The following is a 15026-nucleotide window of genomic DNA, read 5'->3' as shown; positions in this document are numbered from 1 at the left end:
CCAGGCCCGGGCGGCGTCGATCAGTTTTTTCGCACGCCCTCGCCGTTGTGGACGCGGACGTAGCCGGCCGCCATGGCGGTGCGCAGGGGCACGACGTGAGCGCAGATCTTGGCGAGGGCGTCGGCGCTGAAGGGGACGGGCTCGCCGGCCTCGTCCACCAGATCGGGCGCCGTCCAGTCGACCACGGTGGCCTTCAGCACGTCGGCATCGACATTGCGCTGAAGCGCCGCCAAGCGCTCCACCACCGAATCAGAGGCCTTGTTGCCGGCCAGTTCCTGGAACTCGTCGTCGGCGAGGACGCGGTAGGTGACCTTCATCTTGAACTCGCTCATCCCGCCCTTGTCGTTGGGCAGCTTGGCGGAGACGTCGATGGTGGCGCGGCGGTCTTCGGTCAGGATGAACTTCATTGGGTGCTGTCCCTATCGTCAGGAGGATCTGGAAGGTGTCTCAGGCGGGCTTCAGCGCACGATGAGACGCCATTCGTCGTTGCCGCCGTCGGGCTTGAGCGACAGCCCGAGCTGCTGGGTCACGCGCCCCTCGGACTGGCCTTCGCCGACGCTGGTGATCCGCGCCTTGTCGGCGACGAACTCGACGATGTTGCCGGCGGTGGTGCCGTGGACCACCCGCAGCACGTCGCGTTCGCCCGAGACCCACGCGGCCTCGTAGTCCTTGGTCGCCAGGCTGTCCGGCTCGTCGATCGTCACGCTGCCCGTCGAGGCGCGGTTGGTGATGTCGACGCGCTCGTCGTTGACGCGCGGCACGAACTCCACCGCCTGGCCGAGGGCGGCTTCCATGCGCAGCAGCTTGGGGCTGTGGCCATGGAAGGTGAAGGTGGGGGTATTGGCGGGTTCCGCCGGCTTCGGGCGCGGCCAGGTGCTCCAGTCCACCGCCGGCATGGCGACGCCGTCGGTGGGCGCGGCGTAGAGTCCGCGCATCTCGAAGCGCAGCATGGGAACGTTGCTGCGCTCCACCGTCAGCGTCACCGTCCCGCGGGCGCCGAGCAGCGCACGCTGCTTGCCGTCCACCACGTAATAGAGGGCGCCGTCCTCGAACGCTTTCGACACCGGCTCGTAGGTGACGTCGGTGGCGGCGGTGACGGTCTCAGACAGGCCGCACATACGGAGCAGCGCCCCATACGGCGGCGCGGTGCCGGCGGTGCCGGCGCCGACGGCGCGGATGCTGAACTGCAGGCCGACGTTGCGGCCGACGATGTGATCGTCGCCGGCGCCCATGTAGGGCTGCACCGGATCGTCGGCCAGGGTCTGGCCATCGATGGACAGGCCGAAGTCGAAGGCGCGGATGGCCGTGTCCGGCACGGGGTCGGTGCCGTAGGCGCCGGTATTGAGCCCGACCAGAAGGGCCTTGACGCGGTCTTGACGGGGCATGCGCGGTTACTCCTTCTCGGCGGCCGGCAGGGCGGCCTTGGGCGAGGCGGGCGCCTTGTCCTTCTTGGCGGCCTCCGCAGCGGCCGCCTGGGCCTTCTGCTCGGCGGCGGCGCGCAACGCAGGGCCGTCGACCTGCGTCAGCTTCTTGGTCTCGGGGTCGCGGACGTAGCGCCCGCCGGTTCGTTCGACGCTCATGTCGGATCGTCCTCGTAGGTGTCGACGCTGAAGGTTAGGCCCCACCACACGGCGCCCTTCGGGGCTGCGATCAGGCGGCCGCCGGTGTAGATCAGGGCGGAGGCGCCGCCGGCGGGCATCCAGCCGTGCAGGGCGGCGCGGATGTCACGGCGCAGGGCCTCCAGGGCGGAGACGCCGCCGCCGCCGGTGGGGTCGTTGCGGGACGGCAGGCCGAGCAGCACCAGGAGGCTGTGGGCGAGCCGCTGGTCGTGCCCGGTCACATGCGCCGGCGGGCCGGCGCGGTCGCCGGTCGGGCACAGGAAGGCCTGGGGCAGCTTCACCGGCCGGTCGGCGATCTCGGCGATGTCGAGGCTGACCTCGACGCCCCCTTTCAGATCGGGCACCTGGGCCGTGAGGCGGGCGGCGATGGCGGCGTGATCGATCATCGCCCGGCATCCTGCATGGCCAGAAGGAAGGCGTCCTCGACCACCGCCAGGATCTCGGCTTGATCGTCGGCCGACACGCCCAGATAGGGCCGCGCCGGCATGGTGACGGTGTGCGCGGCGACCTGGTGGTTCGAGACGAAGGTGGCCCGGCCGCGCTTGACGAAGGGCGCCGGACGCTCGGCCTGCATGTCAGCGAGGCGGCGGTAGATCGTCTGCACGCGGGCCGCGTGCTGGACGTCACCGCCGAACTGGTGGATCGCCGCATAGACTACATCGCTGCCGACGGCCACGCTGTCGGGGCCGGCCTGCGAGGTGATCGACTGGTACAGGTGGCCGATCTTGTAGAGTGTGCGGCCGCCCGTCTCGGCGGCCCGGCGGGACTTCTGCCACGCCGTGCCGTCCGGGGCCTGCTCGCGCTCCATGCGGACGTGGGTGGAGCGCACCAGGGCCTCGCCGATGGCGGTCATGACGTCGGTCATGTCGACGGCGCGCGCGGCGACGGCCTGCAGAACCGCCAGCGGCAGGTCGCCGTCGACGACTTCGAGGCCGAGGGTGATGTCGGCGCCGGCCATCACAGACCCCGCAGGCTGTCGGGGGTGAACACCACCGGCGCCGCCACATGACGCGGGCCGACACCGGCGCCGCCGCCGGCGGCCGCCGGGAGCGGCAGGGTCAACTGGCCGAGCGCCAGCATGCGCAGCTGGGCACGCGCCACCCGCGCCCGTTCCGTCACCATCTCGTCGGCGCTGGTGTCGTGCAGGCGCCACCGGGCGATGTCGCAGGCGATGTCCACCAGCAGCGTCGGCACGGGCTCGGGGACGGGCACCGCGTACCGCCCCGCCAGCGCCGCGTCGATCTCGGCGTCGGCCGCTGCCAGGGCCGCCGCGAACGCCGGCGCCGTCTCGCCCTCCGGCACCTGGTGCGGGCGGGCGAGATCGTCCAGTTCGTCGGCGCCGAAGCGGTCGATCAGGTCGGCGAGCGTCGCGTAGGCCATGGGACGGCGGGTCCATCAGTCGGGAGGGCCGCCGGGGATGGCGGCCGCTCGGGTCACTTGGGGGCGGGCTTGCGGGCCTTGGTGGGGGTCGGGGCCGGTTCCGGCTGGGGCTCCGGCTCCGGGGTCGGTTCCGGTTGGGGTTCCGGTTCCGGGGTCGGTTCCGGCTCCGCCTGGGGCTCCGGCTTCGCCTGGGGCTCCGGCTTCGCCTGGGGCTCCGGCTTCGCCTGGGGCTCCGGCTCCGCCTGGGGCTCCGGCTCCGGCTCCGGCGGCGGGGGCGCAGGCGGCGGCGGGGGCTCCGGCTCGCGCATACGGCGGCCGGCGCCCAGAGCCTCCAGGCGCTCGGCCTCGGCGGGCTCCATGTCGACGACGGCGCCCGGCCCGTGAAACCGGCCACCGTACTTGGTCGGGCTGGTCACCAGGACGCGCATCAGTGCGCGCCCTGGATCAGGAAGCCGGCGTCGGCGCCGACCAGCTCGACGGAATGCTCGTCGGTGACCGGGTAGAACCAGCTCTTGGCGTTGCGCTCGTCGTAGGGCTTCTCGACGAAGGGATGACCGGCCAGGTGGTAGGTGTAGCCGTAGGACGGCGTCTGCCAGTTGGCGCCCGCCGTCGGCACCCAGGCGAGCACCACGTCGTTGCCCCAGACGTCCGTGAAGGCGTCGTCGTCGCCGGCGTTCTCGGGCAGGAACACGGCCTTGCCGACTTCCAGGCGCTCGACGTCGAAGTAGCGCGCCAGCATGTCGACGGTGATGCTGTCCTTGCCCGTATACTTGAACTGCTCGATCACGGCCGGATGAACCTTCAGGTCCAGGAAGACCTTCGGGCCGATCACCATGGTGTTGGGGTAGCGCCCGGCCGTCGACCGGATGGCTTCCTTGGCGTCGTTGACGTCCTGCACCGGCTTGGAAGCCCCGTCGGACCACTTGTCGGCGCCGGCGAGCACGAGCTTGTGGTTGGCGTCGTAGTTCGCCGGGTTGCGGGCCGCGCCGGCCTGCTGGATCTCCCGGCCGAGCGCCATCACGTCGAGCACCAGGTTGACCGCGCCGGTCGCCAGATCGATGCCCGGCACCCGGCTGGCGTCCTCCATGTGCTCCCAGGCGACCTTGCCTTCCAGGCTGTGCTGCTCCAGGGCGACCGGCTTGCCTTCGTAGCCGAACTGGATGCGCTTGGTGGCACCGCCCGGCGCGCGACGGGTGTTCTGGGCGCGGAAGGCCTCCTTGCCGAACTCCAGCCGGCGGATGCCGCGCTGCGGGATCGGGACGTTGGGGAACAGCGTGTGCCCGACGTGCTCGGCGTTGGTGTAGCCGCGGGCGTGGTTGGACAGGATGGGGTCGATCACCCGCGCCTGCGCCGTGTTCATCTGGCTGTTGGACATGTGAGGCTCCGGATCGGGCGTCAGCGACGCAGGATGGCTTCGATGCGCTGGCCGGCGCCGGTGGCGGCCTGCAGGGCATCGGCGAAGACGTACTCGCCGGCGCCACCGGCGGCGGGCACGGCCCGGCCCTGGGCGTCGGCGATCAGGTCGTCGCCGACGGCGATGGCGGCGCCGGCCTCGACCATGCTGGTGCCGATGGCGTCGACCGCGACCAGCTCGCCGTCGGCGGCGGCGTACTGGGCGGGGCCGAGCACCTTCTGCCCGGCGACCGTGGCCTGGGCACCGTCGAAGCCGACCAGACGGGCGGCGGCGACCGCGCCGGCGGCGCGCAGGGTTTCGGCGTGGATGCTGCGGTTGGGCATGCGCGGGTTCCTTACTTGCGACCCACGGCCTTGACGGCCGTCAGGTAGTCGGTGCCGGGGTTCTGCCGCTGGTACTCGACGGCGCGGGCGTGGACGGCCAGGTCGGCCTGGTCGACCGCCAGGCCGTCGGCGCCGGCGAACTCGACCAGGTCGGCGGCCGCGCCTTCCGGCCCCGCCAGCTCGGCGAACTCGACGATGCGGGGCAGACCGTCGAGGAACTTGGCGAAGGCCTCGCGGCGGGGACGCTTCACGGTCTGGTCGCCCTCGGCGAACTCCACCGTGCCGGCGTCGTCGAGGCCCGCCATGAAGGCCACCAGGAAGCCCTGGTCGCGCGGCAGCACCTTGCCGGCCGCCACCAGGGCGGCGACCGTGGTTTCGGCGTCGGCCCGCGCCTGGCGTTCGGCGAAGGCGGCTTCACGGGTGGCGAGATCCCGCTCGCGCGCGGCGACGTCGTCGGCGGTCGGGGGATTGGCGGCCGCGGGTGCGGCCGGAACCTTCGTGGTCACGGGGGCCTCCTGGGTGTCGGGAGCGGCATAGGCCGGGGTCTGTTCGGCATCGGCGGCGCCTTCCAGCTCGCCGGCGATGCTGGTGATGCGGTCGAGATCCCACTCGTCGACCAGCTTCTTCGTGGCCTCGACGCCGTCGGTCTCGATCATGCGGTCGCGCAGGGCGCCGAGGATGCGACCGATGGAGCGCAGGGCGGCGCTGACGCGCCACAGCGTGGCGGCGCCCTCGGCGAATTCCACGGTCACCACGCCCTCGTCGTCGCCGGCGAACTGCACGGGCGCGAGGCCCTTCACGGCCGGCGCCTTGGCGCCGAGGAAGCCGACGTGCTTCAGGTAGTAGATGCCCGGCTTGGGATTGCCCGGCGCCTTCGGCGACCAGAAGGCGGCGGACACCTTCTTGTAGCGCCCGGCCTGCACCGCTTCCGCGAAAGCCGGGTCCAACTGGTCGAGGTGGGCCGTCATGCGGCCGTCGGCCGCCGCGACCGACGACACCCAGCCGTAGGCCGGATCGTCGGTCTTGGGGTGGCCGATCACCACCGGCGCCTGGTGCAGGGCCGGGTCGTAGCCGTCGGCCGTCGCCTGCAGATCAGCTTCGGCGAACGCCAGCTGCTGCCCGGACATCGCGGTATGCGTGCCGGCGGCGAAAATCTCGATGACGGGGGTGGGGACGGACACGGCCGGTCGCTCCATCGGTGGCGTTGGATGGAGCGAGAATGCCGGGGCCGTCCGGCGGCGGGTCCCTGAAAGGTTTCAGGGGCGGCTCTGTGGGGGATGCGGCACCACACTGGGCCGGGACCGCGAATGCGTCAATACCCCACGCGGGAGGATCGCCGTTGAAGGGGTTTTGAAGGGGGCAGGACGCGCGCAAGCCCCTTCCTGCGTATCGGCGCGCCCCGAAGGGGGTAGAACATCATCCCAGCGGCCTCTACGGCGGCCTCGGTTGCCAGCCCGCCGGCGGGGCGCTAGAATGGTGGTCACGGGGCTCCCATGATCGCGAACCGGCCCTGGTTTCCCAAGCGATCATGGTGGATGCGGTCGAGAGGCGCCCTGACCGCATCCCGCTTCTATCTCCGATACAGCAGGACCCCGGTGCGCTGGCGGTCGAGATACGGGGCGGTGCGGCTCTGGAAGAGTGTGACGCCCCGCCACCCGGCGGCCGTCCACTCGACGGCGGCGTAGAGGCCCGTTCCCTTCTCGTCCTTCGACAGCTTCGGAAGCGTCAACGCCGTCAGGTAGCGCCGCCGCAGGATCGGCCGCCCCTCGTGATCCTCCGCCCAGTCGATCCAGATCTCGTCGGGGTCCTTCAGGGCTTCCGCCAGCACGAGCAGGAACCGGTGGCGCCCCTGGCTGTCGACCTTCCAGGTGCCGTCCCGGCGGCGGAACAGATCGGCGTCGATGCCCACGGCATGCCCGGCCGCGTCGCGGAACAGGGCGCCCCGCTCGACGGTCGCGCCGAACTCGCCCAGGAAGGCGGCGGCATAGTCCTCGGGCGCCAGGTCGTCGGGAAGGATCTTCTCCGGCGCCACCGGCCGGGGCGGCGGCAGCGGCGGCAGATCCTCCGGCCGGGGCAGCGGCGCCGGCGCCGGCGGCAGGGGCTCCTGCAGCTCGCGCGGCACGGCACCCGACAGCCAGCTCCGCCCGGCGTTGTGGCCGAAGCCGGTATCGATGCCGGCGGGCGTCTCCCAGATCTCCTTCGACCCGTCGGCCAGGGTGACGGAACGCGCCTCCATCTCCACCGCCGGCACCTTGTCGGCCGGCGTCGGGGTGAAGCCGAACCGCTTCAGGTCGCGCTCGGTCAGCACCTGGATCGTGCAGCGGCAATACCAGCCGTTGGGCGGGTAGTGCGACGCCCACCACGGATGATCCCACGGCAGCACCAGGCCATGCCAGCCGCGATGCTCGGGGCGCGTCCGATCATCCAGCACGGCCACGTAGCGCAGGTAGAGCACCCGGCCGAGGCGGGCTTCCCGCTCCGCCTGGCGCTCGATCTGCGCCCACCGGCCGGCGGCGCGCGCCATGCGCAGGTTGGTGTCGAAGATCACGCGGGTGCGCCAGGTGCGGCCGCCCTTGTAGGTCCAGCCGTGCTTGGCGACGATGGTGTCGAAGTCGCGCCGGAAGTCGGCCAGCGTCAGCCCGTCGTCGAGCATGCGCTGGATGCTGGCGTGGAAGTCGGCGACCAGGGTGTCGGAGTTGGCGCCGGCCACCACGAACGAGCGCGCGTGGGCACCCTCCCTCAGATCCGTCCAGGCGCGCGACGGCAGGCGGATCTTCTGACGCAGGTACTCCTGCGCCTCGACGAAGGGCACGCCGCCGTCAGGCATCGGCCGCCTCCGCCGCCCCGTCGAGGTGGGCGAGGATCATGGCTTGCCCGAGGATCTCGGCCAGCTGGTCCGTCGGCAGGTTCGGCGCGAGCTGAAGCAACCGCGCCGGCAGGTGGTCGAGGCTCTCCAGGTCGGAGGCGAACACCAGGGCGCGCACCTTGGCGACCAGGCCGTCCATCACCGACGCGGCCAGCGTCTCCACCTGGTCGACCAGATCGTCGACGGCATCGCGCGGCGCCTCGGCGAACTCCGCCGGCGCGTCGGCCGCCGGCGTCTGGCCGAGTGCCGGGGGAACCGGCGCCGGCTGCGCCTCCCACTCGCCACCGTAGACTTCGGCGACGTGGCGGGCGGTCGGCCGCAGGCCCGACATCCGGGCGACCGCCGCTTCGCGCTGGGCGCGCTGCGTCAGGTCTTCCTCCGCCTCCAGCTGGCGCCACACCCGCGGCGGCGCGGCGGTGGGGTAGTTCCAGCCGCACAGCCAGCGCACGGGGCCGACGTTGAAGGACTGGTGAAGGAGGTCCGCATCGGCCTTCACGATGGCGTCGCCGGTGTCCTGGTGAACCTTCGCCTGGGCGAGGCTGGACCCGTCGTCGGTGGTCATGGTCTGGCCGGCGACGATCTTGGCGATGGCGCCGTCCCAGTAGCGCATCCACCGCTCGTGGTCGCCGCCGCTGGACCGCACCGCCTCCAGCAGCTCCGCCTTGAAGCCCTCGGGCAGCGCGATGGCGGTCGAGCCGTGGACGGCCATCAGCGACGACAGCAGCGCCTGGACGTCGCTGTCGGGTGATCCGGGCGGATGGTGGCCGAGAACGGTCGGCATGCCGAACTTCTCCAGCGCGATGGCCCAGAACCGGGCGCCGTTCCGCTTCAGGAAGACCGGCCACCACAGATGGTGCCCCAGGCCGACGCCATGGGGGTCGTCGTCGTTGTCGCCGTCGGCCTTCACCACCCAGAACTTCGCCGGCGGCACCGGCTCGCCCTTCCAGTCGGCGAGGTGGCGGCGCAGGCGCAGGGTGCCGTCGCGGTCGAAGCCGAAGCGCTCCTGGCGGCGGACGCGGATGTCGGCCAGGGCGATGCGGCCGCCGTCGCGCTCGTAGATCAACTCGGCCACGGCGAAGCCGAAGAACTGGGCATGCGCCATCTTGGCGCAGACGGCGTCCCATCGCAGGCCGTTGAGGGTGTCGCGCAACCAGTCGGCCGCCTCCTTGTCGACGGCGGCGTCACCACCCGGCTCGACCACCCACTCGGCGGCCGTCATGGCCTGGACCCGCTGCTGCCAGACCGCCTTGACCTGGTGGTCGCGCAAGAGGCCCCGGTACAGCGCCAGGTCGCCGCCGATGCTCTCCAGCACCGGGTCGGGCGTGCCGCGGATCTCGCCGACGTAGCCGTCCCACAGGTAAACGTCCCGGCTCGCCGCCACTTCCTTCAGCAGGGGCTTCACGACCTTTTCACCCATGTCAGTAGTCCCTCAGGTTCAGGCTGCTCGGGGCCGTGGCGAAGCCGGCGCCGTGCATCTGCGCCGGTGCGGCGCGGGTCGGCTCCAGGGTCGCGCTGGCGCGGCGGCCGCCGACGACGATCCCGCCGCCGTCCACCAGCGCGGCACTGGCCACGGCGCCGGCCCACAGCATCTCCAGCGCGTCCGGCCCGTCGTCGTGATCGGCCTGCGGCCACCCCTGCAACTGCGCCAGCAGCGTGGTCTGGCTCGGATGGAAGCGGATCATGCCGGCGTCGATGGGCGGTTGCAGGCTCTCGATGCGAAGGTCCTTGTCGGTGCTGTTGAGCACCGCGCGGCACGGCATGTTGATGCCGGCGCGGGCGGCCGCCGCCATCAGCTCGGTGCGCAGGAAGTCCTGGAACTGGACGCTCTCGACGAACCACAGCACGCAGCGGTACTGGCGCTGCAGGGCGATGGCGTCGGCGATGATGACGTTGGGCGGCCGCCGGCGGATCGACGCCTCGACCACGTCGAGCCGCGGCGCCTGCCGGTCGAAGGCCCCGATCAGCAGGGCGCTCGGGTCGCTGCGGCTCTTGTTGTTCTTGCCGAGGGACGGGTCGAGCGCCCCGAAGTAGACGAGGCGCGGCTGAAGCTGGACCCAGTAGGTGACGGCCGTGAAGGTCGCGTCGGTGGCCAGCGGGTTGTTCTGATACTCGCTGTTGAACGCGCTGGTGCCGACGCGCATGCGGATCAGCATCAGGCGCTTGAGCGTCTGCACGGCCGGCCACAGCACCTCGGCCCCGCGCTCCATCTCGTCGCGGTTGGCCAGATAGAACTCTTCCGCCGCCGCCGCGCCGCCGGCCTCGGTGTTGCGGTAGACCTCTTCCCACTGCTCCCACAGGTCCATGCGGTCGGGCCAGCGGATGATCGCCTGGAAGCGGGTGGACTGCCACGTCGGGTCCTTCAGCTTCCGGGCCAGCACGCTGTCGAGGTGCAGGACCGTGCCGACGTAGACGATGTCCATGGAGCCGTCGGGCGGGCCGAGCGGCTCGACGGTCTTGTTGATCCAGTCGTCGAGCTTCTGGCGCTGTTCCGGTGACCGGACGTTCTCGTCGTTCTCCAGGTCGTCGAGGATGACCAGGTCAGGGCGCTGCGCCCCGTGGCGAAAGCCGCGCAGGCGCTTGCGGGCGCCGCCGCACTGGACCTTGCAGCCGGTGCGGGTGACGATAACCCCGACCTGCCAGACGGCGCCTTGCCCCGTCTCCGCCGGGAAGTCCACCGCCAGGCGCGGGTTGTCGGTCAGTTCGGTCTTGATGCCTTCCAGCATCATGGCCGCGACCTCGATGGCGTCGGACAGGATCACCGGATAGCGGCGCCGGCGGGTCAGGATGCACCACAGCGGGAACAGCTCGGTCAGGTACGTCGACTTCGCGTTGCCGCGCGGCGCGGCGACGGCATCGCGGGCGCCGCCGCCGGCTTCCGTGATCTCGTGGCAGCGCGCGAAGATCCAGCGATGGAAGGTCGAGTACTCGGCCCGGCCGCGGTGCGGGAAGTAGGTCCGGCAGAAGTAGCCGAAGTCGTCGCCGGCCCGGCGACGGCGGGCGGCGATGCTGGCCGCGTCGGCCGGGAAGTCGTCGCCGAGCACGTCGGCCTGGGCGATCTGGTCGCGCAGCGACTGGGCCAGGAGGCGCGCCTCTTCGAGGAATTCCTCGGTCCCGAAGCGGCCCTTTCGCTTCCACCGGGGAATACCGCCGGCCTTCATGCTCCGTACTTCTCGCTCAATGCCGCCGCGAACGGCTCGACCACATCTGCGAACGCCGTCGCGAGGGCGGGATAGTTGGCTCGCAGGAAGTCCACCAGGAAGTGAAGCACTTCAATGGCGACGGCGTGACGCGCAACGTCTGGAGCCGCGCGGGAAACGGCGTTCGTGATCTTGGTGAAGCTGTCGCCAAGCAGCGCCATGGCCTTCACCCGGTCCAGCGGCGACACGTCGGTGGCGGCGTTCAGGCCGTCCAGGGCGGCCTGGTGCAGGGTCAGGTAGTCCGTCAGCACCAACTGGGCGATATTGTTGGCGCCGCTGTGAGAGATGGCACTCGCGGCGCGGATCTTGTCCCAGTCGTCACCGGCCGCCGCAGCCTGGCTCTTCCACCGGCGGGCGGTCGGCAGCGACACGCCGTGACGCTCTGCCGCCGCCTCCAGGCCCAGGCGGTCGGCGATGTAGCTGCGGCGCACCGCCGCCTTGGTTTCGGGCGTGTGCGCCATCACACGCCCCGCAGCCGGTCGCCGGCAAGCCGGGCCGCCGCCGTCAGAGCGGAGGCACCGAGCGACGGCCGTTTGACACCCTCCACCACCTTCCGGCCGGCGGCCACGTCGGCGGCGTCGGGCAGCACCGGCCACCATGCGGCGGCGGTGCCGTCGACCAGGCCATGCTGCCGCAGCCACGACGTGGCGGCGTCGATGTCCTCCATGCTCGCGGCGATGTGGACGCGCCGCATGGCGTCCTGCAGCCAGGCCGAGGACGGCAGCGGCATCACGCCGGGCACCTGGCGCCGCCCGAGAGCGACGTCGGCGCCGGCGGCGGTCAGCGCAACGCCCGGCACCGCCGCGCCCAGGTCGGCGACGGCAAGGCCCTGGTCGGCCAGCCAGCCGGCGGCCGTCGCCACCTGATCGCGGGTGACCGGGTGACCGCGGCCCTCGACGAGGTCCTGCAGGATGGCGAGGTTGCCGATGCCCTCGGGTAGTGTCGCGAGCGTCCACACGATCAACAGCCGCGTGATCTCCTCCCGCGGCCGCTCCGTCAGGCAGCGCAGGATCACCAGGCGGTGATGCTGCGCGATGCGCTCCAGGATCTCCGTCATCGTCCCCGCTCCACGTGGTGCTTGATCAGCATGTTGAGGTTCTCGGCCACGCCGGCGACGGCGGCGCCCATGCCCTGGACGGTGGCGCGCAGCTCCTTCACGTCGCCCCCGACCGCCGCGAGCGTCCGCTGAAGCTCGGCCATCTCCGCATGGGTGGCGGTGCGGCCCAGGGCCTCGCGCACGTTCTCGACGTCGTCGCGCACCTCGGCCACTTCGGCGCGGACTGCCTTGACGCTTTCCTCGGCCCGGTCGGCCGTCGCCTTCTGGGCCTTCGACAGTTCCGCCCGCAGCGCTTCCAGATCCCCGCGCGACACGAACGTGTGGCGCAGCGACCACATGACCCACAGCCCGAAGAGGTTCATCACGGCGAAGCCGGCCGGCCAGAACTTGAGAAGGGTGTCGATCACGGCGGGCTCCGGACGTCATGGGCGCAGGCGGCGCACAGGGTGGTGTGAGGCAGGGTCGCGCGGCGGCGGGGCTCAATGTCGCCGCTGCACCGACGGCAGGGGCCGTCTGCGACGGGCGGGGCGGGCGTGGCGGCGCGGCGGGTCAGGATCGCCGTGCGCTCACGCTCGGTCAGCGCCGCCGCCTCGTCGGCGAAGTCAGCCATCGCCTTCGATGCGGGCGGTCAGGGCGGTGGACAGGGCGTCCAGTTCGGCCCACTCCTGCGGCGTCGGGTCACGCCCTTCGGCGGCCATGCGCTCGACCAGGCGCTTGCCGCTCTGGGCGGCGGCGACGCCGGCGGCGGCCGCCTCGGCGATGCGCAGGCCGAGGGTGAGGTAGGCGAGAGCGGTCATGACGGCGTCCCTCTGGTCAGCTGGTGGAACTGGTCGACGGCCTCGACGGCGGCGGCGATCAGCGCCGGCACCGTGGCGGGGTCGCCGCCGCGCACCGCCGCCTCGGCGGCATCCACGGCCGCCACGGCGACGGCGTTGGCGGTGCGGATCGCCGTGACCACCAGGGGCGGCGTCTGCGGGCTCTCGACCATGGTCGCCGCCACCGTCTGCACCGCCACGAGGTCCGACTTGATGGCGTAGACCTGCTGCTGCGGCGTCTCGGTCTCGACCTTGCTCGCACAGGCGACCGGGCCGGTGACGGCCAGGGCACCGAACAGGAAGGCCAGCAGGAACAGCCGCGCGATCCCGCCGCCGGGGTCGCCGCCGCCGGAAGACAGCAGGCGCAGCGGGCGCTCGGCGCGCCAGCGGCCGTAGATCGCGAAGGCGGCGCCGCCGATGGTCATGATCTGGAACACCAGGTCGACGACCTCGCCCTGAAGCGCGGGCGACAGGCCGTGGCCGTAACGGTCCAACAGGCTGGACAGCAGGGACACCAGCACGCCGATGATGGTGCGGCTGGCCAGCGGGGATTTGGGCAGGGAAGCGGTCATGGCGCGCCTCACGGAATGTCGTTGAAGAAGAGATGCCGGCCGATAGCGACCACATGCTGCCGGCCGCGCGCCCACTTCGGGATCGGCGTGTTCATGGCGTAGTAGTGGTCGCTGCCCTGGGTGATGTCGCCATAGCCGGCTTCGCCGTTCACGACGGCGCAGGCCACCAGCATCGCCCGCCGGAAGTGGCGGTCGGACAGGTCCACGGCGAGCAGCTTGGGCAGGTTGGGATCGCCGGCGTTCCAGCACGAGAACTGCCACTCCTTGCGGCAGACAGCCGCAATGGTGTGGTCGTCGAAGCCGGGGACGCTCTTGCCGTACCACCGGCGGCGGCGGCGGCGCTCGCAGATGACGTGCGCGACGGCCATCATGCCGGGGATGCCTTCACCCCGCGCTTCGGCCCACAGCGTGCGGGCCATGATGTCGAGGTCGGCGGCGGTCGCCAGGATGGGCGTGGACACGGCGGAACCCTCACCGGAGGTGGTAACTCCGGGGAAGGTACGGTTTCAGGCGCCCTTCAAGGCCCCTGAAAGGTTTCAGGGGGAGACGCTACAGGCCGGGGAACAGATCGAGCTGGGGCGTCGCGATCTCGCCGTCGCGCCGCGCGCGCGCCAGGTCGAGATAGGCCGTCCGCTCGGTCACGCCGAGACGCCGGGCGGCGTCACGCACCGTAACGCCGGCTTCGATCAGAGACAACAGCCGTCGACGGCGGACCTTCAGGGCGGCGTGCGTCATGCGCGGCACCGTGACCTCGATCTCGCCGCCGGCGCCGTCGCCACGCCAGATCCGCCAGACGCGCGCGGCATCGTCCTGGCCCAGCTCGCGGACCAGGATGCACTTCGCGGTCAGCCGCACGGGGACCGTGACCGTGTTCCCGCCCAGACGGCCGACCACACGCCACATCAGCTCCTCGTCGCCGCCTTCCAGGAGGCGCACGCAGGGCTCGGGCAGGTAGCCGTAGGTCTGGCGGTAGCTGACGGTCATGGCTGCGCCCGCACCAGCTTGCCCAGCTCGCCGACCAGCCGGTTCCATTCGTCGGTGCCCATGAAGGCCAGGCCCGGCACGCCGATCAGCTGGTAGGCGACCGCGGCGAGGTCGAGGCCGACGAACCGGCCCCGCAGCTTCAGCTTGCGCACCTGCGCCAGCGCCACGCACTTCGCCGGGTTGACGGCATCGTCCCACAGGACGCCGTCGCGGGCCGCCCACTTCTTCAGCGCCTCGATCACCTGCCACGTCTGCGCCGGCGTCAGCCACTGCAACGCCTCGACCTTGGTCTGCCGGCGCACGAACGAGGCCAGGGCGTCCTCCGACGGCTCCTGCACGACCCCGAGGTTCCACAGGGACAGCCACAGGGCGCGGATCTTGCGGCCCTCCGGGTTCTCGGCCGGGCGCCGCGTGCCGGCGCGCTTCGGCCGTGCGGCCTCACCCTTGAAGCCGCAGGCCTTCATGTGCTCCAGCAGGTCCACCAGCTGACGGTCGGTCAGCTGCGAGCCCGAGCGCACGCCGTAGCGCGCCTCCAGGGTGTCGCGGTAGGTGTCGTCGTCCCAACCCAGCGTCTTGCGGCCGATGGCCACCTTGGCGAGAGCGGCGCGCCGCTGGGGGGCGACGGGCGTGCGGGCGGACTTGGTCATGATCGCGTGTCCTTTCGGGGGCGCTGGTGGTCGGCGCAATCCCATTCGCCGGGCCGTCCCTTGGCGCCTGGCGCGAAGTAGGGCGTGAAGCTCTTGCCCCGGCCGTGGTTCGGTCCTCGGGCGCAGGTGCGGCAGTAGGTCCAGGGCCAGGT

22 protein-coding genes are annotated in these 15026 nt (G+C 71.8%); all 22 read right to left on the bottom strand.

The window, feature by feature from the left end; all coding sequences use genetic code 11:
* Nucleotides 1-20 precede the first annotated feature (20 nt).
* Complete coding sequence (locus CRP50_RS25290; RefSeq protein ID WP_097281321.1) at nt 21-407, bottom strand: hypothetical protein; 387 nt, start codon at nt 405-407, stop codon at nt 21-23.
* Between the two features lie 51 nt (nt 408-458).
* Entirely contained in the window at nt 459-1385 is a 927-nt protein-coding gene (locus CRP50_RS21830) for a hypothetical protein (protein ID WP_097281320.1), read from the bottom strand.
* Nucleotides 1386-1391: 6 nt separating this feature from the next.
* Nucleotides 1392-1580 (bottom strand): hypothetical protein, encoded by a 189-nt coding sequence (locus CRP50_RS21825; RefSeq protein WP_097281319.1) that lies wholly within the window; start codon nt 1578-1580, stop codon nt 1392-1394.
* Entirely contained in the window at nt 1577-2005 is a 429-nt protein-coding gene (locus tag CRP50_RS21820) for a hypothetical protein (RefSeq protein ID WP_097281318.1), read from the bottom strand. Before CRP50_RS21820 ends, CRP50_RS21825 begins: the two co-directional genes overlap by 4 nt.
* The gene (locus tag CRP50_RS21815) at nt 2002-2577 is read right to left on the bottom strand and encodes a phage virion morphogenesis protein (protein ID WP_097281317.1); all 576 of its coding nucleotides are present in this window, start codon (nt 2575-2577) and stop codon (nt 2002-2004) included. Before CRP50_RS21815 ends, CRP50_RS21820 begins: the two co-directional genes overlap by 4 nt.
* Nucleotides 2577-2999, bottom strand: coding sequence for a phage protein Gp36 family protein (locus CRP50_RS21810; RefSeq protein WP_097281316.1), 423 nt, complete (start codon nt 2997-2999; stop codon nt 2577-2579). Before CRP50_RS21810 ends, CRP50_RS21815 begins: the two co-directional genes overlap by 1 nt.
* 53 nt (nt 3000-3052) lie before the next feature.
* A complete protein-coding gene (locus CRP50_RS24905) occupies nt 3053-3427 on the bottom strand; it encodes a hypothetical protein (protein WP_101614044.1) in 375 nt (124 codons plus the stop codon).
* The gene (locus CRP50_RS21800; protein ID WP_217992101.1) at nt 3427-4374 is read right to left on the bottom strand and encodes a major capsid protein; all 948 of its coding nucleotides are present in this window, start codon (nt 4372-4374) and stop codon (nt 3427-3429) included. The genes CRP50_RS24905 and CRP50_RS21800 overlap by 1 nt, the downstream gene beginning before the upstream one ends.
* 20 nt (nt 4375-4394) lie before the next feature.
* Entirely contained in the window at nt 4395-4736 is a 342-nt protein-coding gene (locus CRP50_RS21795; RefSeq protein ID WP_097281315.1) for a capsid cement protein, read from the bottom strand.
* Between the two features lie 11 nt (nt 4737-4747).
* Nucleotides 4748-5917: a peptidase gene (locus tag CRP50_RS21790; RefSeq protein ID WP_097281314.1), complete on the bottom strand. Its 1170-nt coding sequence runs from the start codon at nt 5915-5917 to the stop codon at nt 4748-4750.
* Between the two features lie 389 nt (nt 5918-6306).
* Nucleotides 6307-7563, bottom strand: coding sequence for a PBECR2 nuclease fold domain-containing protein (locus tag CRP50_RS21785; RefSeq protein WP_097281313.1), 1257 nt, complete (start codon nt 7561-7563; stop codon nt 6307-6309).
* Complete coding sequence (locus CRP50_RS21780) at nt 7556-9019, bottom strand: DUF935 domain-containing protein (RefSeq protein WP_097281312.1); 1464 nt, start codon at nt 9017-9019, stop codon at nt 7556-7558. Before CRP50_RS21780 ends, CRP50_RS21785 begins: the two co-directional genes overlap by 8 nt.
* A 1-nt stretch (nt 9020) precedes the next feature.
* Nucleotides 9021-10760, bottom strand: a complete 1740-nt coding sequence (gene terL / locus CRP50_RS21775; protein ID WP_097281311.1) for a phage terminase large subunit — start codon at nt 10758-10760, stop codon at nt 9021-9023.
* A complete protein-coding gene (locus CRP50_RS21770; protein WP_101614042.1) occupies nt 10757-11260 on the bottom strand; it encodes a DUF1804 family protein in 504 nt (167 codons plus the stop codon). Before CRP50_RS21770 ends, terL begins: the two co-directional genes overlap by 4 nt.
* Complete coding sequence (locus CRP50_RS25695; protein WP_101614040.1) at nt 11260-11856, bottom strand: hypothetical protein; 597 nt, start codon at nt 11854-11856, stop codon at nt 11260-11262. The genes CRP50_RS21770 and CRP50_RS25695 overlap by 1 nt, the downstream gene beginning before the upstream one ends.
* Complete coding sequence (locus CRP50_RS25690; RefSeq protein WP_097281309.1) at nt 11853-12263, bottom strand: hypothetical protein; 411 nt, start codon at nt 12261-12263, stop codon at nt 11853-11855. Before CRP50_RS25690 ends, CRP50_RS25695 begins: the two co-directional genes overlap by 4 nt.
* Complete coding sequence (locus CRP50_RS21760) at nt 12260-12466, bottom strand: hypothetical protein (protein ID WP_097281308.1); 207 nt, start codon at nt 12464-12466, stop codon at nt 12260-12262. Before CRP50_RS21760 ends, CRP50_RS25690 begins: the two co-directional genes overlap by 4 nt.
* Nucleotides 12459-12653 (bottom strand): hypothetical protein, encoded by a 195-nt coding sequence (locus CRP50_RS21755; RefSeq protein ID WP_097281307.1) that lies wholly within the window; start codon nt 12651-12653, stop codon nt 12459-12461. The genes CRP50_RS21760 and CRP50_RS21755 overlap by 8 nt, the downstream gene beginning before the upstream one ends.
* Complete coding sequence (locus CRP50_RS21750; protein ID WP_097281306.1) at nt 12650-13243, bottom strand: hypothetical protein; 594 nt, start codon at nt 13241-13243, stop codon at nt 12650-12652. Before CRP50_RS21750 ends, CRP50_RS21755 begins: the two co-directional genes overlap by 4 nt.
* An 8-nt stretch (nt 13244-13251) precedes the next feature.
* Nucleotides 13252-13704, bottom strand: coding sequence for a cell wall hydrolase (locus CRP50_RS21745; protein ID WP_245913620.1), 453 nt, complete (start codon nt 13702-13704; stop codon nt 13252-13254).
* A gap of 88 nt (nt 13705-13792) precedes the next feature.
* A complete protein-coding gene (locus CRP50_RS21740) occupies nt 13793-14227 on the bottom strand; it encodes a hypothetical protein (protein WP_097281305.1) in 435 nt (144 codons plus the stop codon).
* Nucleotides 14224-14874, bottom strand: a complete 651-nt coding sequence (locus CRP50_RS21735; protein WP_176525299.1) for a regulatory protein GemA — start codon at nt 14872-14874, stop codon at nt 14224-14226. The genes CRP50_RS21740 and CRP50_RS21735 overlap by 4 nt, the downstream gene beginning before the upstream one ends.
* Nucleotides 14875-15026 lie beyond the last annotated feature (152 nt).

The organism is Caenispirillum bisanense (genome assembly GCF_900230255.1).
GTDB lineage: Bacteria > Pseudomonadota > Alphaproteobacteria > Rhodospirillales > Rhodospirillaceae > Caenispirillum > Caenispirillum bisanense_A.
The sequence above is the reverse complement of the archived record's forward strand: the minus strand, read 5'-3'. Positions and strand labels throughout refer to the sequence as shown.